9 protein-coding genes and 2 pseudogenes are annotated in these 14,730 nt (G+C 56.7%); 3 read left to right on the forward strand and 8 right to left on the reverse strand.

All coding sequences use genetic code 11. The features are described from left to right. Positions 1 to 17 precede the first annotated feature (17 nt). On the reverse strand, positions 18 to 992 hold the full coding sequence (locus L3069_RS10465; protein WP_038417034.1) for a DUF1852 domain-containing protein: 975 nt from the start codon (positions 990 to 992) through the stop codon (positions 18 to 20). A 168-nt stretch (positions 993 to 1,160) separates the two neighbouring features. Here L3069_RS10465 and L3069_RS10470 point away from each other — a divergent pair, with 168 nt between their 5' ends. Further along, the gene (locus L3069_RS10470; RefSeq protein WP_022648048.1) at positions 1,161 to 1,700 is read left to right on the forward strand and encodes a DUF2058 domain-containing protein; all 540 of its coding nucleotides are present in this window, start codon (positions 1,161 to 1,163) and stop codon (positions 1,698 to 1,700) included. Between the two features lie 7 nt (positions 1,701 to 1,707). On the opposite strand, the pseudogene L3069_RS10475 reads toward L3069_RS10470, so the two are convergent. Further along, positions 1,708 to 2,393 (reverse strand): annotated as a pseudogene (locus L3069_RS10475) (RluA family pseudouridine synthase). A gap of 89 nt (positions 2,394 to 2,482) precedes the next feature. Further along, positions 2,483 to 3,088 carry an FMN-dependent NADH-azoreductase gene (azoR, locus tag L3069_RS10480; RefSeq protein ID WP_022648050.1) on the reverse strand — a complete coding sequence of 202 codons (606 nt, stop codon included), beginning with the start codon at positions 3,086 to 3,088 and terminating at the stop codon, positions 2,483 to 2,485. A gap of 203 nt (positions 3,089 to 3,291) precedes the next feature. Here azoR and hrpA point away from each other — a divergent pair, with 203 nt between their 5' ends. After that, complete coding sequence (gene hrpA / locus L3069_RS10485; protein WP_038416019.1) at positions 3,292 to 7,194, forward strand: ATP-dependent RNA helicase HrpA; 3,903 nt, start codon at positions 3,292 to 3,294, stop codon at positions 7,192 to 7,194. A gap of 83 nt (positions 7,195 to 7,277) precedes the next feature. Here the strand turns inward: hrpA and L3069_RS10490 are convergent. The 5 genes and pseudogenes from L3069_RS10490 to L3069_RS10510 form a co-directional block, all read right to left on the reverse strand. Then, a pseudogene (locus L3069_RS10490) lies at positions 7,278 to 7,718 on the reverse strand (O-methyltransferase); the annotation flags it as partial. 61 nt (positions 7,719 to 7,779) lie between these two features. After that, entirely contained in the window at positions 7,780 to 9,159 is a 1,380-nt protein-coding gene (locus L3069_RS10495; protein WP_038416021.1) for an efflux transporter outer membrane subunit, read from the reverse strand. Continuing rightward, complete coding sequence (locus L3069_RS10500) at positions 9,156 to 10,238, reverse strand: HlyD family secretion protein (RefSeq protein ID WP_022648054.1); 1,083 nt, start codon at positions 10,236 to 10,238, stop codon at positions 9,156 to 9,158. The genes L3069_RS10495 and L3069_RS10500 overlap by 4 nt, the downstream gene beginning before the upstream one ends. Before the next feature lie 22 nt (positions 10,239 to 10,260). Then, positions 10,261 to 11,913, reverse strand: a complete 1,653-nt coding sequence (locus L3069_RS10505; RefSeq protein WP_022648055.1) for an MFS transporter — start codon at positions 11,911 to 11,913, stop codon at positions 10,261 to 10,263. A gap of 158 nt (positions 11,914 to 12,071) precedes the next feature. Further along, positions 12,072 to 13,391, reverse strand: coding sequence for an MFS transporter (locus tag L3069_RS10510; protein ID WP_038416022.1), 1,320 nt, complete (start codon positions 13,389 to 13,391; stop codon positions 12,072 to 12,074). Between the two features lie 391 nt (positions 13,392 to 13,782). On the opposite strand from L3069_RS10510, the gene L3069_RS10515 reads away from it, so the two are divergent. Beyond that, positions 13,783 to 14,577 (forward strand): YdcF family protein, encoded by a 795-nt coding sequence (locus L3069_RS10515; RefSeq protein WP_074133691.1) that lies wholly within the window; start codon positions 13,783 to 13,785, stop codon positions 14,575 to 14,577. Positions 14,578 to 14,730: the final 153 nt, after the last annotated feature.

Genomic DNA, 14,730 nt, shown 5'->3' on the forward strand with positions numbered 1-14,730 from the left:
CTTTTATTCGTATTAAATTAAAGCGTGAAGTGATGAGACCACTGCTCAAGAAGGGTTTTATAGGGTTTGATGAACCGCTCTTCGGTATATTTACCCTGTTCAATGGCCAGCCGGCTGCGCTCTTCACGGTCATAGACGATTTTTGTTAATGAGTGATCCTGCTGATTCAGGTCGGGCTGATAGCACTGTCCCGCAGCGGCATTGGCATTGTAAATTTCTGGTCGATAGATCTTCTGGAACGTCTCCATGGTGCTGATGGTGCCGATCAGTTCCAGATTGGTGTAATCACGCAGTAAATCGCCGGTGAAGAAGAAGGCAAATGGCGCGACGCTGTTTTCCGGCATGAAATAGCGAACCTTGAGGCCCATCTTCGCGAAGTACTGTTCCGTTAGCGACTCGCCGTCCGGCTGGTACTCATACCCCAGCACCGGGTGGTGGTTACCGGTACGACGATAGGTGTCTTTGCTGGAGACGCTCAGGCAGATCACCGGCGCTTTTTTAAAGTTCGCCTGATATTCCGCAGAATGAATGAAGCTTTTAAAGATATTGCCGTGCAGCTCGCCAAAATTCTCGGGAAGGGTAAAACGGGGCTGATCTTTATTATGCTCCAGCAGCAGGACGCTGAAATCATAGTCACGAACATAGGATGAGAAGTTATTCCCGACGATGCCTTCGATGCGCTCGTGGGTCTTTTTATCCACGATCGTCGTTTGCAGAATTTCGATGGCCGGGAAAGTAAAATCGCCGCCGATATTCATATCGACTGAAATAATCTCCAGCTCGACGGCATAGCGGTCGGATTTTGGGTTATCCCAGCTCGCCAGCGCGTTAAAGCGGTTGTTGATCATCACCAGCGTATTGCGCAGGTTCTCCTGACGCTTCTCGCCACGCGCCAGGTTGGCGAAGTTGGTGGTGGTGCGCGTGTTTTCTGACGGGTTATAATTTTCATCAAAGCAACTGCGCTTAAGGGTAAATGTGAAAGCCTGACTCATTTGGTTATGCATCCTAAGTTCATGTTGCCTAAACGTTATCAATGCATAATTTATGCCTGAGCCACTGGCGCAGGGGAAGTGACTTAATTTCACTGCGTCATGAGGGTTCTTCATGAACTGCGCGATTCAGGTATAATCCCCCGACATTTCCAACCGGTTTAAACGATCATGACAAAACTCACCCTACAAGAGCAGATGCTGAAAGCGGGCTTAGTCAGCAGTAAAAAGATGGCGAAGGTTCAGCGCACGGCGAAAAAATCCCGCGTCCAGGCTCGCGAGGCGAGAGAGGCTGTTGAAGAGAACAAGAAAGCCCAGCTGGAGCGTGATAAGCAGCTGAGCGAACAGCAAAAACAGGCGGTGCTGGCAAAAGAGTTCAGGGCGCAGGTGAAGCAGCTGATTGAGATGAACCGCATCACCGTGGCGAAGGGCAACATTACCTTTAACTTTACCGATGGCAGCCTGATCAAAAAAATCGACGTCGATAAGCAGACGCAAACCCAGCTGATCAACGGTCGTCTGGCGATTGCCCGACTGGTGATTAACGCGAATGGCGACTGTGATTACGCGATTATCCCGGCGGTGGTGGCGGATAAAATTGCCCAGCGCGATGCGGACAGCATTGTGCTAAACAGCGCGTTGAGTCAGGAAGAGCAGGACGAAGACGATCCGTACGCAGACTTCAAAATCCCTGACGATTTAATGTGGTAAACCTCGTTCAGAATGGCGCGGCGTGACGGGCATTCATGGTCTCGCCGCTCAGCGGATGCATAAAACTCAGAACGCTTGCATGCAGCATCAGCCGGGGCGTTCTTCCGCCCCCGGCCATTCCAGACCCCCATACAGATCGCACCCCAAAATAGGGTGGCCTAACTGCTGGCAGTGAATGCGCAGCTGGTGGGTGCGCCCGGTCTCCGGGGTAAGCTCAACCCGCGTCAACGGCATTGTCGTATCCTGGTAAATACGTTCCATCACCCGATAGCGGGAGCGAGCGGGCTTACCGGTGCGGGCACAGATCGTCATCAGCGGAAACAGCGCCGGATCTTTGGCAATCGGGGCATCCACGGTCCCTTCGTCCTGTTCCACATGTCCGCACAACAGGGCGGTGTAAACCTTGGTCACGGCGCGCTGGCTGAACTGGTGGCAAAGCGCGGCGTTAATCGCTTTGTTACGTGCAATGACCATCAGACCCGAAGTGCCAAAATCAAGACGATGCACCAGCGTGCAGCCGGGAAAGGTTTGCACCAGACGGTGGTGGACGGAATCGCGGTTTTGCGGATTTTTCCCGGACAGGCTGAGCAGACCTGAGGGTTTGTTGATCAGCAGCAGATGCTCGTCCTGCCAGAGGATCTCAATGTCGTCGTGACAGGGTGGTGCAATAAACGTATCGATTATGACAGACATCAGGCCGCCGGGCTGGAGAGTGGGTGCGGATGATAACGAAATACGGGGGAAAGAAAAACCCTCCCACCGGGCGGTGAGAGGGGGAAAATTTAGGCTGCGACCAGGCTGTCGATAGCGGCTTTCGCGTCGGTCTGCGCTTTGGTGGCTACTTCCGGGCCGTAAGCGATACCTTCAGCGAACACGAAGTTCACGTCGGTAATGCCGATGAAGCCCAGGAACAACGTCATGTACGGTGCGACCAGATCGGTAGGGGTATCTTTGTGAATACCGCCGCGGCTGGTCAGGACGATAGCGCGTTTACCTTTCACCAGACCTTCCGGGCCGTTCTCGGTGTAACGGAAGGTTACGCCAGCGCGCGCCACCAGGTCGAAGTAGTTCTTCAGCTGCGTAGGAATGTTGAAGTTATACATTGGGGCGTTGATCACGATAACGTCGTGGGCCTGCAACTCAGCAATCAGCTCGTCGGAGAGCGCCAGGGCTTCCTGCTGACGTGGGGTGAGAGGCGCATCGCTCGGACGCAGCGCGCCAACCAGCTCGCCGTCCAGCACAGGAATCGGGTTTGCTGCCAGGTCACGCACGGTGATTTCATCCGCGCTGTGCTGTTCACGCCACTGTTCAACGAAATAGTCTGCCAGCTGACCAGACTGTGAATACCCTGCCAGAATACTGGATTTCAACACTAATACTTTGCTCATGGGAATTTCCTGTTTTGTATTTGATTGAGGGGGGTGCCCCGTTGCTTGTTGACACTTTATTCACAATCCTGCCACAGGGATAGCGCAATATATCGAAGCCTATGTTCGAATTTTTTGAATAAGGCGCGAAAAGCACTGATGTGGTACTCTATAGCAATCATTAAAAAGAGATTTTATCCGGCAGTGCACTGCCCGTTAACGCTATGACAGAACAACAGAAATTATCCTTCCCGGTGCTGATGCAACAGCTTGATTCGCTGATGCTGCGCGATAAACAGCGGTTTGCGCGCCGTCTGCACGGTGTTAAGAAGGTTAAAAATCCTGATGCACAACAGGCCATCTACCAGGAGATGGCCAAAGAGATTGAACAGGCGGCAGGGAAAGTTGTGCTGCGTGAAGCCGCACGCCCGGAGATTACCTATCCGGAAAACCTGCCCGTCAGCCAGAAAAAACAGGACATTCTTGAGGCCGTGCGCGACCACCAGGTGGTGATCGTCGCGGGGGAAACCGGTTCAGGTAAAACCACTCAGCTGCCGAAGATCTGCATGGAATTAGGCCGCGGGGTGAAAGGGTTGATCGGTCACACCCAGCCGCGTCGTCTGGCGGCGCGCACCGTGGCGAACCGTATTGCCGACGAGCTGCAAACGGAGCCGGGCGGCTGCATCGGCTACAAGGTGCGATTCAGCGACCACGTCAGCGATAACACCATGGTTAAGCTGATGACCGACGGTATCCTGCTGGCGGAAATCCAGCAGGATCGTCTGCTGATGCAGTACGACACCATCATCATCGATGAAGCGCACGAGCGCAGCCTGAACATTGACTTCCTGCTCGGCTACCTGAAAGAGCTGCTGCCCCGGCGTCCGGATCTGAAAATCATCATCACCTCCGCGACCATCGACCCGGAGCGCTTCTCAAAACATTTCAATAATGCGCCGATCATTGAAGTCTCAGGCCGAACCTACCCGGTTGAAGTGCGCTATCGCCCGATTGTAGAAGAGGCGGACGATACCGAGCGCGACCAGCTTCAGGCCATCTTCGATGCCGTCGACGAGCTGGGCACCGAGAGTTCTGGCGACATTCTGATCTTCATGAGCGGCGAGCGTGAGATCCGCGATACCGCCGATGCGCTCTGCAAGCGCGATCTGCGCCATACCGAGATCCTGCCGCTGTACGCGCGCCTGTCCAACAGCGAGCAGAACCGCGTGTTCCAGCCGCACAGCGGGCGCCGCATCGTGCTGGCGACCAACGTGGCCGAAACCTCGCTGACCGTACCGGGCATTAAATACGTGATCGACCCGGGTACGGCGCGCATCAGCCGCTACAGCTACCGAACCAAAGTTCAGCGTCTGCCGATCGAGCCGGTTTCGCAGGCGTCAGCTAATCAGCGTAAGGGCCGCTGCGGCCGCGTGTCGGAAGGGATCTGTATTCGTCTCTATTCGGAAGACGATTTCCTGTCGCGCCCGGAGTTTACCGATCCGGAGATCCTGCGAACCAACCTGGCATCCGTTATCCTGCAAATGACCGCGCTGGGGCTGGGCGATATCGCCGCCTTCCCGTTTGTGGAAGCGCCGGATAAGCGCAATATTCAGGACGGGGTGCGGCTGCTGGAAGAGCTGGGTGCCATTACCACCGACGAGCAGGCGACGGCCTACAAGCTAACGCCGCTGGGCCGCCAGCTTAGCCAACTGCCGGTCGACCCGCGTCTGGCGCGCATGGTGCTGGAGGCGCAAAAACACGGCTGCGTGCGCGAGGCGATGATCATCACCTCGGCGCTCTCCATTCAGGATCCGCGCGAGCGTCCGATGGACAAACAGCAGGCGTCGGATGAAAAACACCGTCGCTTCCACGATAAAGAGTCCGATTTCCTCGCATTCGTCAACCTGTGGAATTACCTCGGCGAGCAGCAAAAAGCGCTCTCTTCGAATCAGTTCCGCCGTCAGTGCCGGGTGGATTTCCTCAACTACCTGCGCGTGCGCGAATGGCAGGATATCTACACCCAACTGCGTCAGGTGGTGAAAGAGCTGGGCATCCCGGTGAACAGTGAACCGGCGGAGTACCGCGAAATTCATATCGCCCTGCTGACCGGCCTGCTGTCTCATATCGGGATGAAGGATGCGGATAAACAGGAATTTACCGGCGCACGCAACGCGCGTTTCTCCATCTTCCCGGGCTCCGGTTTGTTCAAGAAGCCGCCGAAGTGGACCATGGTCGCCGAGCTGGTGGAAACCAGCCGTCTGTGGGGGCGTATCGCCGCGCGTATCGATCCAGAGTGGGTTGAGCCGGTGGCGCAGCACCTGCTGAAACGCTCGTACAGTGAGCCGCACTGGGAGCGCGGGCAGGGCGCGGTGATGGCGACGGAAAAAGTCACCGTTTACGGCCTGCCGGTGGTTGCAGCGCGTAAGGTTAACTACAGCCAGATTGACCCGGCGCTGAGTCGCGAGCTGTTTATCCGCCATGCGCTGGTGGAAGGCGACTGGCAGACGCGCCATGCGTTCTTCCGCGAAAACCTCAAGCTGCGCGCCGAGGTGGAAGAGCTTGAGCACAAGTCCCGCCGCCGCGACATTCTGGTGGACGACGAGACGCTGTTTGAGTTTTACGACCAGCGCATCAGCCACGATGTGATCTCGGCGCGCCATTTCGACAGCTGGTGGAAGAAAGCCAGCAAAGAGACCCCGGACCTGCTCAACTTTGAAAAGAGCATGCTGATCAAAGAGGGCGCGGAGTCGGTCAGCAAGCTCGACTACCCGAATTTCTGGCATCAGGGCAACCTGAAGCTGCGTCTGACCTATCAGTTTGAGCCGGGCGCGGATGCCGATGGCGTGACGGTGCACATTCCGCTGCCGCTGTTAAACCAGGTGGATGAGAGCGGGTTTGAGTGGCAAATTCCCGGCCTGCGCCGCGAGCTTGTCATTGCATTAATCAAATCCCTGCCTAAACCAGTGCGGCGCAACTTTGTACCGGCGCCGAACTACGCCGAAGCGTTTTTAGGCCGCGTCACGCCGCTGGAACTGCCGCTGCTGGACGCACTGGAGCGTGAGTTCCGACGCATGACCGGGACCACCATTGACCGCGACGACTGGAACTGGGATCAGGTGCCCGATCACCTGAAAATCACATTCCGCGTAGTGGACGATAAAAACAAAAAGCTGCTCGAAGGCCGTTCTCTGACGGAGCTGAAAGAAGCGCTGAAAGGTAAAGTCCAGGAGACACTCTCTGCGGTGGCCGATGACGGTATTGAGCAGAGCGGGCTGCACATCTGGAGCTTTGGTCAGCTTCCGGAAAGCTATGAGCAGAAGCGCGGGAACTACAAGGTGAAAGCCTGGCCCGCGCTGGTGGATGAGCGCGACAGCGTGGCGATTAAGCTCTTTGACAATCCGCAGGAGCAACAGCAGATGATGTGGCGCGGGCTGCGTCGCCTGCTGCTGCTTAACATCCCGTCGCCGATTAAGTATCTGCACGAGAAGCTGCCGAACAAAGCCAAGCTGGGGCTCTACTTTAACCCGTACGGTAAGGTGCTGGATCTGATCGACGACTGCATCTCCTGCGGTGTGGACAAACTGATCCACGAGGCGGGCGGTCCGGTCTGGACGGAAGAGGGCTTTGCTCAGCTTCATGAAAAGGTGCGCGCGGAGCTGAACGACACCGTGGTGGAGATTGCCAAACAGGTCGAGCAGATCCTCACCGCCGTGTTCAATATCAACAAGCGGCTGAAGGGGCGGGTGGATATGACCATGGCCCTGGGTCTGTCGGACGTGAAGGCGCAGATGGCGGGGCTGGTGTATCGCGGCTTTGTCACCGGCAACGGCTTTAAGCGTCTGGGTGATACGCTGCGTTATTTGCAGGCGATTGAGAAGCGTCTGGAGAAAATGGCGGTCGATCCGCATCGCGATCGAGCGCAGATGCTGAAAGTCGAAAACGTGCAGCAGGCGTGGCAGCAGTGGCTCAACAAACTGCCGCCAGCGCGTCGCGATGATGACGACGTGCGGGAGATCCGCTGGATGATCGAGGAACTGCGCGTCAGCTTCTTCGCCCAGCAGCTCGGTACGCCGTATCCCATTTCGGATAAGCGTATCTTGCAGGCGATGGAGCAGATCTCCGGCTAAAACCATTGCCCGGTGGCGCTGCGCTTACCGGGCCTACGGGAGAACATGCAGGCCGGGTAAGGCGTAGCCGCCACCCGGCTTTTTTATCGTTCCACCATCGCTAGCGTAAACCCATCCCACCCCTTAACGCCCACCGTTTGCAGCGCGGTGGCGGTTAAGCGTGGGTTATCTCCAGTCATCTCGATAAACTTCCGTACCCCCTGCACGCGTGCATCGTCGCTTTGCCCGTTAACCACCTCGCCGTCGCGTACCACGTTATCGCCGATTATGACCGTGCCGGGACGGGAGTAGTGCAGCGCCCACTCCAGGTAGCCGGGATTGTTTGGCTTATCGGCATCAATAAAGATCAGGTCAAAGGGCGGGACGTCACCGAAATTCTCGAGCGACTTTAGCGCCGGGCCTGTAATCAGTTCGATACGATCGCTGAGTCCCGCAAGGTGAATGTTCTGGCGTGCAACAGCGGCATGTTTCGGGTCCGCTTCAAGCGTAATCAGCTTTCCATCCGGCGGCAGGGCGCGCGCCATGGGGGTATCGCCAGAGGCGAAATGTAGGCCGGGTAAGGCGTAGCCGCCACCCGGCATGTTTTCACGCACTGACCCAACCGCCGCCCAGCGCTTTATACAAATCAATTTGCGCCAGCAGCAGGTTGTTTTTCACCTGTACCACGCTGGTCTGCACCGAGAACAGCGTGCGCTGTGCATCGAGCACATCCAGATAAGAAGAGTACCCGTTGCGGTAGCGGTTTTGCGCTATCCGCAGCGTCTCCTGCGCGACCGCCTGCTGAGCCAGCAGCTCGGTAAGCTGTTCCTGATAACGGGTGATGGCATCAAGGCTGTCATTCACCTCGGCAAACGCATTACGTACGGTTTTTTCGTAGCTGTACAACGCCTGATTACGCTGAGACTGGGAGATATCCACCTGTGCATTCAGCGCCTGTCGGTTCAGCAGCGGCGCAAGAATACTGCCGCCCACGCTCCAGAGCTGGAGGGGGTTATCCAGCAATCCCGACAGCGTGCGATCCTGCACCGATCCTGTGGCCGTGAGGTTGATCGACGGCAGCAGGCTGGCACGCGATGCCGCCAGCGTCGCGTCCGCCGCAATCAGCTGACGTTCAGCCTGGACGATATCCGGACGCCGGTTCAGTAACGTCGACGGCAACTGGGAGGGCAGTTTCAGCGGCGTCAGGGCATCAAAGCTTTCACCGCGCGCAACGTCACCCGGGTTGCTGCCCAGCAGCAGGCTAAGCGCATTCTCCTGCTGCGCAATCTGGTGCTGAAGCAGTGGAACCTGAGCGCGGGTGGCGCGCAGCTCAGAATCCGATTGCATCAGCTCAAGGCGAGAGCTGTATCCCGTCTCAAACTGTCGTTTAGCAAGGTTGAACGCCTCTTCACGCGATTTCAGCGTGGACTGGGTAACGCGAAGCTGTTCATCCAGCGACAGCAGGGTGACGTACCCGGAGGCCACCGACGATGCGACCGTGAGATCTGCCGCCGCGGCCGCCGCCTTTTGTGCCTCCAGCGACGCTTCGGCGGCACGGGAGGTGCTGCGGTTTATCCCCCAGATATCCACGTCGTAGCTGGCGGTCAGGCTGCCTTTGTACAACGTACCGTATACCGGAAGGCCTGTGGCGGCGGACTGCGAGCGCGCGCGCGTCCCGGTCACGCCCGCGTCAAGCGACGGGAACAGGCTGCCGTCGGCGGCGTATACCCGGGCCTGATACTCATTAATCCGCTCGCGGGCAATCAGTACGTCGCTGTTGTTCTTCAGCGCCTGATCCACATAGCGGTTCAGATTGCTGTCGTGAAAATTGCGCCACCAGAGCTGCTCTGTCGGGCTGGTGGGCCCCGACGTCGCGCGCCACTGGGCCGGGATGTGCAGGGACGATGTGGCGGGCTCAACGTCAACCGACTGGCAACCCGCAAGGATAGCCATCATCAGCAGGCCGGCTATTGGGCGAAGCGTCATTGTTTCGCCTCCCGCGTGTCGATGGTGACCTGCACCGACATGCCAGGGCGCAGCAGCCGGTACGCCTCCGGCTCACCGAGTACCTCAATGCGTACCGGGATGCGCTGGGCGATTTTAACAAAGTTGCCCGTGGCGTTATCCGGGGTGATAGCGCTGAACTCGACGCCTGTGGCCGGGGATATGCTCTCCACGCGGCCCTGATAGGCTTTATCGTTTAACGCATCGACGGTGAATTTCACTGGCTGTCCGACGCGTAAATTCGCCAGCTGCGTCTCTTTGATATTGGCGATCACCCAGTGCTGCGGCGGGACCAGCGTGGTAAGGTGCGTCCCGGCGGTGACGTACGCTCCAAGACGCACCGCAATCTGCCCGAGCTGACCGTCACGCGGCGCGACAATGCGGGTGTTTTGCAGATCGATCTGCGCAAGCTCCAGCGCGGCTTTCGCATTTTGAACGTCCGCTTCCAGCGAAGCGCGATTGACGATAACCGTTTGTAGATCCTGGCGCGACATCTCAAGCGTTGCTTTCGCCTGGTCGATATCGGCGCTCCCCTGGGCGGCACTGGCCAGCGCCGCATCGCGCTCGCGAATGGACAGGGAGCCGTCTGCGGTCAGATCCTTCACGCGTTTCAGATCCGCCTGGGTTTTCAGACTTTGGGCACGGGCGTTTTTCAGTGCCGCTTCGTTTTTGGCAATCACCGCTTCCGCGCTTTTACGCTGTTGCAGGTTGTTGTTCAGCGCAGCAATTTTCATTGCCAGCTGCGCCTCGGCCTGATGGACGCGCTGGCGATAGATCCGGTCATCAATCTGCAACAGCAGGTCGCCTTTTTTAACCTGCACAAAATCCTGAACATGGACCTCAGTAATGTAGCCGTTGACTTGCGGACTGATGAACGTGGTCTGGCCGCGCACGTAGGCGTTATCAGTAAACTGGGTATGACGCGTGAACGGGGGCAACTGCCAGGCATAAAGGATCACCAGCACCCCGACAATGCCGATAGCCGCGGCGGTGAAAATGGAAACGACGCGTACATTTTTGCGGGTGTTGGCCTGCTCTTTGGCGGCATCCTGCTGACTCATAACTTCTCCTGAAAAATAGTCATTACTTATTGCCAGTGGCGTTCTTAAGGGCCATACGGGCGGTGATGCGCAGGCGCAGCAAGCGCCATAAAATCCAGACCAGCGTGGCTGTGGCAATGCTCGCCGTCAGGAGATAAGTATCGTTGTAAGCCAGAATGTTTGCCTCAAGCGTCGTCACCGTCTGAAGCTGAATAATGGCCTGGGTTCCCAACAGGGAACTGTCGCCAACCAGGCTTTTATACATCTGGGTGTAAAGCTGAATGCGTTCGTTCACCAGCGGGTTGAGGGTGGTGAGCTGGTCAGCCAGCAGGCTGGAATGGTACTTCTCGCGCCAGGTCTGGAAGGTACCAAGGATTGCAGAACCCAGCAGGCCACCAAGGTTCTGACTCATGCCAAACATTACGGAAAAGCTGACCAGATTGCGTGGATCGGCGATCACCCCGCCAATGGCGGCCAGCATCGCAGGGGCGAGGAAGAAAGCGCTGCCGAAACCCAGCAGGAACTGGCTGAACATCAGCTGATCCGGCCGGGTCAGGTTGTTGGACTGGCTGTCCAGCAGCGAAGCAACAATCATCAGCGCCAGCGAGGTGATAATCGGCCAGGCCAGCTTAGTGGGTTTGATCGTCAGACAGCTGGTGACGATACCGCAGACGATTCCGGCGAAAATAGACCACGCCAGATGGGTCATCTGTTCATTCTGTAGGCCCGCATATTGCAGCCAGCCGATGACGCCGGTGTTCTGTTCCGCCAGTACGATGCGGATCAGCAGCATAATCAACCCCAGGCGTACGATGCTGCCGCTGGACAGCCAGCGGGTATTGAGCAGCGGGTTGCTGCGGTTATGTTCAAAGACGATTGCACAGACAATTAGCACCAGCGAGAGAGCCAACGCCCAGCCGATCCACGGTGTTTCAAACCACCATTCCAGACGCCCTAGCGACAGAACCGCGCACAACAGCGCCATACCGGGCGCAAGCAAAAAGAAGGTGATGAAATCTTTCTTCTCGAAAACTTTGCGTCGATCGCCCGGGGGCAGTTTCAGCACCATCACGCAGGCCAGTGAGATCAGGGCCAAACCCAGCTCGAAGAAGTACAGCCCACGCCACTCATCAAGCTGCAACAGCTCGGTGGAGAACAGCCGCGCCAGCGGTATCGCCAGCGACGAACCGGTAATGCCGATGGTCAGCGCCTTCAGTCGGTGCTTCGCGGGCCAGGCCTGTATCTGGTAATAAATGCCGAGCGAGCTGAGCGCGGCGGCGACCATCCCGTGTGCCGCCCGTACCATCAGCGCCGAGCTGAGATCGTTCACAAACAGGTGGAAAAAGGTGACCAGCACATACAGCACCAGGAAGCCTTCCGTAAACGCGCGCAAACCGTACTGCTGGCGAAACTTTACCAGCAGCAGGTTGATGGAGACGTTGGTCATGACATAGACGGCAGGCAGCCAGGCGATTTCAGTCGACCAGGCGCCGAAGGTGCCTTGCAGATTTTGCAGATTGGCGGTGACGACCGCGTTACCCAGCGCCCCGGTCAGGCACACCAGCAGGCCGACCACGCCATAGGCGATCCGTTTCGACGTCGGATGTTCCGGGGTGGAAGGGGAACCCAGCAGAGCGGGTTTCTCGTGTGGCTGCCACTCGCGAGGAGCATAAGGATCGCGTTGGGGCAGGCGCATAACGGGGTTTACCTTTAAAAATGTTGAATTGTGAGCGGGCTAATGATTCTACGGCTGACGCAAATCATAATTCAAGTGAATACGAATATTGTATGTTAATCAAATGTAGAGGGAATGATGAAGAAAAAGTGCGGCTCGCGAACGGAGCCGCAATAATATTATCGCTGTTCCGGCTGCGCCTGAAGATGGCGTTCACGGTTGATGCGGCTGGCACAAAAAATTGCAATGAGGGAGATAGCGACCGTCACGCCCAGATACCAGGCCACGGGTACCCAGTCGCCATCGTATTTCGCCAGCAGTCCGGTAGCGATTAGCGGTGCCGTTCCGCCCGCCAGCGCGGCCCCAAGTTGATAACCCAGCGTGATACCGGTGTAGCGAACGTTGGCACTGAAAATTTCAGAGCAGAGCGTGCCGAGAACCGCCGTCACCGGTGCCCACATTACGCCAAAAGCGATAACGGTCGCGAGCACAATTCCCCAGGTGGTACCGGTATTCAGCAGCATAAACCAGGGCACGATAAACAGGCCGAGCACGAAGACACTGACGGCGTACATACGCTGGCGGCCAACCCTGTCGGAGAGCAGCCCCATCAGCGGGATCATGATAGTGGCGACCAGTGCGCCAAGAGTTACTGCCTCCAGCGCCTGGGATTTCTGATAGGTCAGGGTGGTAGTGGCGTAGCTCACCACAAACGTGGAGAAAATATAGAACGGTGCTGTCTCCACAACCTTAAGCCCGGCGGCAATTAGCACTTCACGCCAGTGGTGTTTTATGGTGTCGCGCAGCGGAGCTTTCGCAACCTGGCCGGATTTTTTCACTTTCTGGAAATCAGGCGTTTCGTCAATATCTTTCCGAATCCAAAGCCCCAATATTACCAGCACGGAACTGAGCAGGAACGGAATGCGCCAGCCCCAGGAGAGAAAATCCTCTTCGCTGAACAGCGTCATTAGCGAGACGATAAATGTCGCCATCAACATGCCGATGGTAACGCCCGCCTGCGGAATACTGCCGAAGAAGCCTTTGCGTTTTTCTGGCGCATACTCATAAGCCAGCAGCAGCGCGCCACCCCATTCACCGCCGATACCCATCCCCTGAATAATACGCATCAGGATCAGCAACGCGGGCGCCCACATCCCGATCATGTCGTAGGTGGGCAGCAGGCCAATCATCACGGTTGCACCTCCCATCAATGAAAGGGTGAGGACAAGCGTTTTTTTGCGACCGATACGATCCCCGATATGTGCAAAGAGAACGCCGCCAATGGGGCGAATAAAGAAGGTCAACGAGAAGGAGAGATAGGAGAGGATCAGCCCGATTACCGGGTCGACCATCGGAAAGAAAATCTTGTTAAACACCAGCGCGGCAGCGGTGCCATAGAGAAAATAATCAAACCATTCAATAGAACTTCCCGTAAGACTGGCAATTAATACCTTTTTGTTTTTCCGCAATACCGTTGTCGTGCTCTCATGTTGTGTCATGACTCAAAACTCCGCCACGTGGATGATAATAGAGGTGTTACCTGGCGCGCTTCAGGTGCAACCTGTCGGTGTGTAATGGTTGTGAAATTGTTAAGCAACTTAGGGTTGGATGTTACGTTTGGCAAGTCAGCCAGAACTAAAACGGGTCAGAACACGATGGGTTAAGCAGCAACTGGTGCTTTTTCAGCACGCTGTTGTGGCAGGATGTGTTGAAGGGCAGATAATCAAAAGCACAAACCCAGGGTGCAACCCAATTGTTTTTGGATGTTTCTGGTTATTTCATCAAAATGACAAATATGCAGCGTAATGAGCACCTCGGCTTTCAGAGTGATCTCCTTTTCACCCCCGTTGTGTGAAGTACTCTAAAGATTAATGCTGTAAGGAGGTAACGATGACAATGGCACTTTTCCCCTGTCTGCCTGGCACAACACTCGACGCCGTGAATACCGTTGGGGCGTGGCTTGCTCAGGACGACTATCAGGACAACCAGCCCGTTGATCTGGTGATTCTGGCGGGTAACGCGGTGATCCCCGCGATTGATGCTGCCTGTAAAATCGCGGCTGAACAGGGGGTTCCTCTGATCATCAGCGGCGGGATCGGTCACTCGACGACCTTCCTCTACGCCGCGATTGCTAAGCACCCCCGCTATAACAGGATACCCACCACCGGGCGGGCTGAGGCGGCTATTCTGGCCGACATCGCCCGTGAATTCTGGAACATTCCGGCTGAGCATCTTCACGTTGAGGATCAGTCGACCAACTGTGGCGAAAACGCCCGCTTCAGCCGGGCGTTGATGAAACAGTCCGGACTGAACGCCGCCCGGGTGCTGGTAGTGCAGGACCCGACGATGCAGCGTCGCACAATGGCTACGTTTGCCCGCGTTTGCCGCGACGAGGCTGCATCGCCCGCATGGATGAGTCATCCCGGCCTGACGCCCGTGCTGCAAAACAGTGACGACGGTCTGGCGTTCAGCGGCCCGGTCGAGGGGTTATGGCCGGTAGAACGTTACCTGTCGCTGGTGCTGGGTGAATTTCCGCGACTCAGGGACGACATCAACGGCTACGGTCCGGCGGGACGTGATTTCATTGCCCATGTCGATATCCCTGCCGGCGTGGACGCCGCGTGGCAGATCCTGCGAAACGACGTCATTCTCACCGACGCGCTGGTGAGCCGTTCTCTGCTGTAATGCTCTTGCCCGTTTGCGCCATCTTTTACGCAAACGGGCAGCCTTTGTTGCCGATTTGTGATTTTTGAAACGGGCTGACCCGTTTCTTTTATGAGATATCTCACAAAAACAGACTCATAGAGTAGGCAATTGCCCCGGTAATTATAGTTTTTA

Origin of the sequence: Enterobacter cloacae complex sp. ECL411 (assembly GCF_021869665.1) — a bacterium.
GTDB classification, from domain to species: domain Bacteria; phylum Pseudomonadota; class Gammaproteobacteria; order Enterobacterales; family Enterobacteriaceae; genus Enterobacter; species Enterobacter intestinihominis.

Excerpts from the sequence above, each read along its gene's own strand:
- L3069_RS10495 (WP_038416021.1), bottom strand. The coding sequence starts at position 9,159 with ATGACGCTTCGCCCAATAGCCGGCCTGCTGATGATGGCTATCCTTGCG.
- L3069_RS10510 (WP_038416022.1), bottom strand. The coding sequence starts at position 13,391 with ATGACACAACATGAGAGCACGACAACGGTATTGCGGAAAAACAAAAAG.
- L3069_RS10515 (WP_074133691.1), top strand. The coding sequence starts at position 13,783 with ATGACAATGGCACTTTTCCCCTGTCTGCCTGGCACAACACTCGACGCC.
- L3069_RS10500 (WP_022648054.1), bottom strand. The coding sequence starts at position 10,238 with ATGAGTCAGCAGGATGCCGCCAAAGAGCAGGCCAACACCCGCAAAAAT.
- L3069_RS10505 (WP_022648055.1), bottom strand. The coding sequence starts at position 11,913 with ATGCGCCTGCCCCAACGCGATCCTTATGCTCCTCGCGAGTGGCAGCCA.
- L3069_RS10465 (WP_038417034.1), bottom strand. The coding sequence starts at position 992 with ATGAGTCAGGCTTTCACATTTACCCTTAAGCGCAGTTGCTTTGATGAA.
- L3069_RS10470 (WP_022648048.1), top strand. The coding sequence starts at position 1,161 with ATGACAAAACTCACCCTACAAGAGCAGATGCTGAAAGCGGGCTTAGTC.
- azoR (WP_022648050.1), bottom strand. The coding sequence starts at position 3,088 with ATGAGCAAAGTATTAGTGTTGAAATCCAGTATTCTGGCAGGGTATTCA.
- hrpA (WP_038416019.1), top strand. The coding sequence starts at position 3,292 with ATGACAGAACAACAGAAATTATCCTTCCCGGTGCTGATGCAACAGCTT.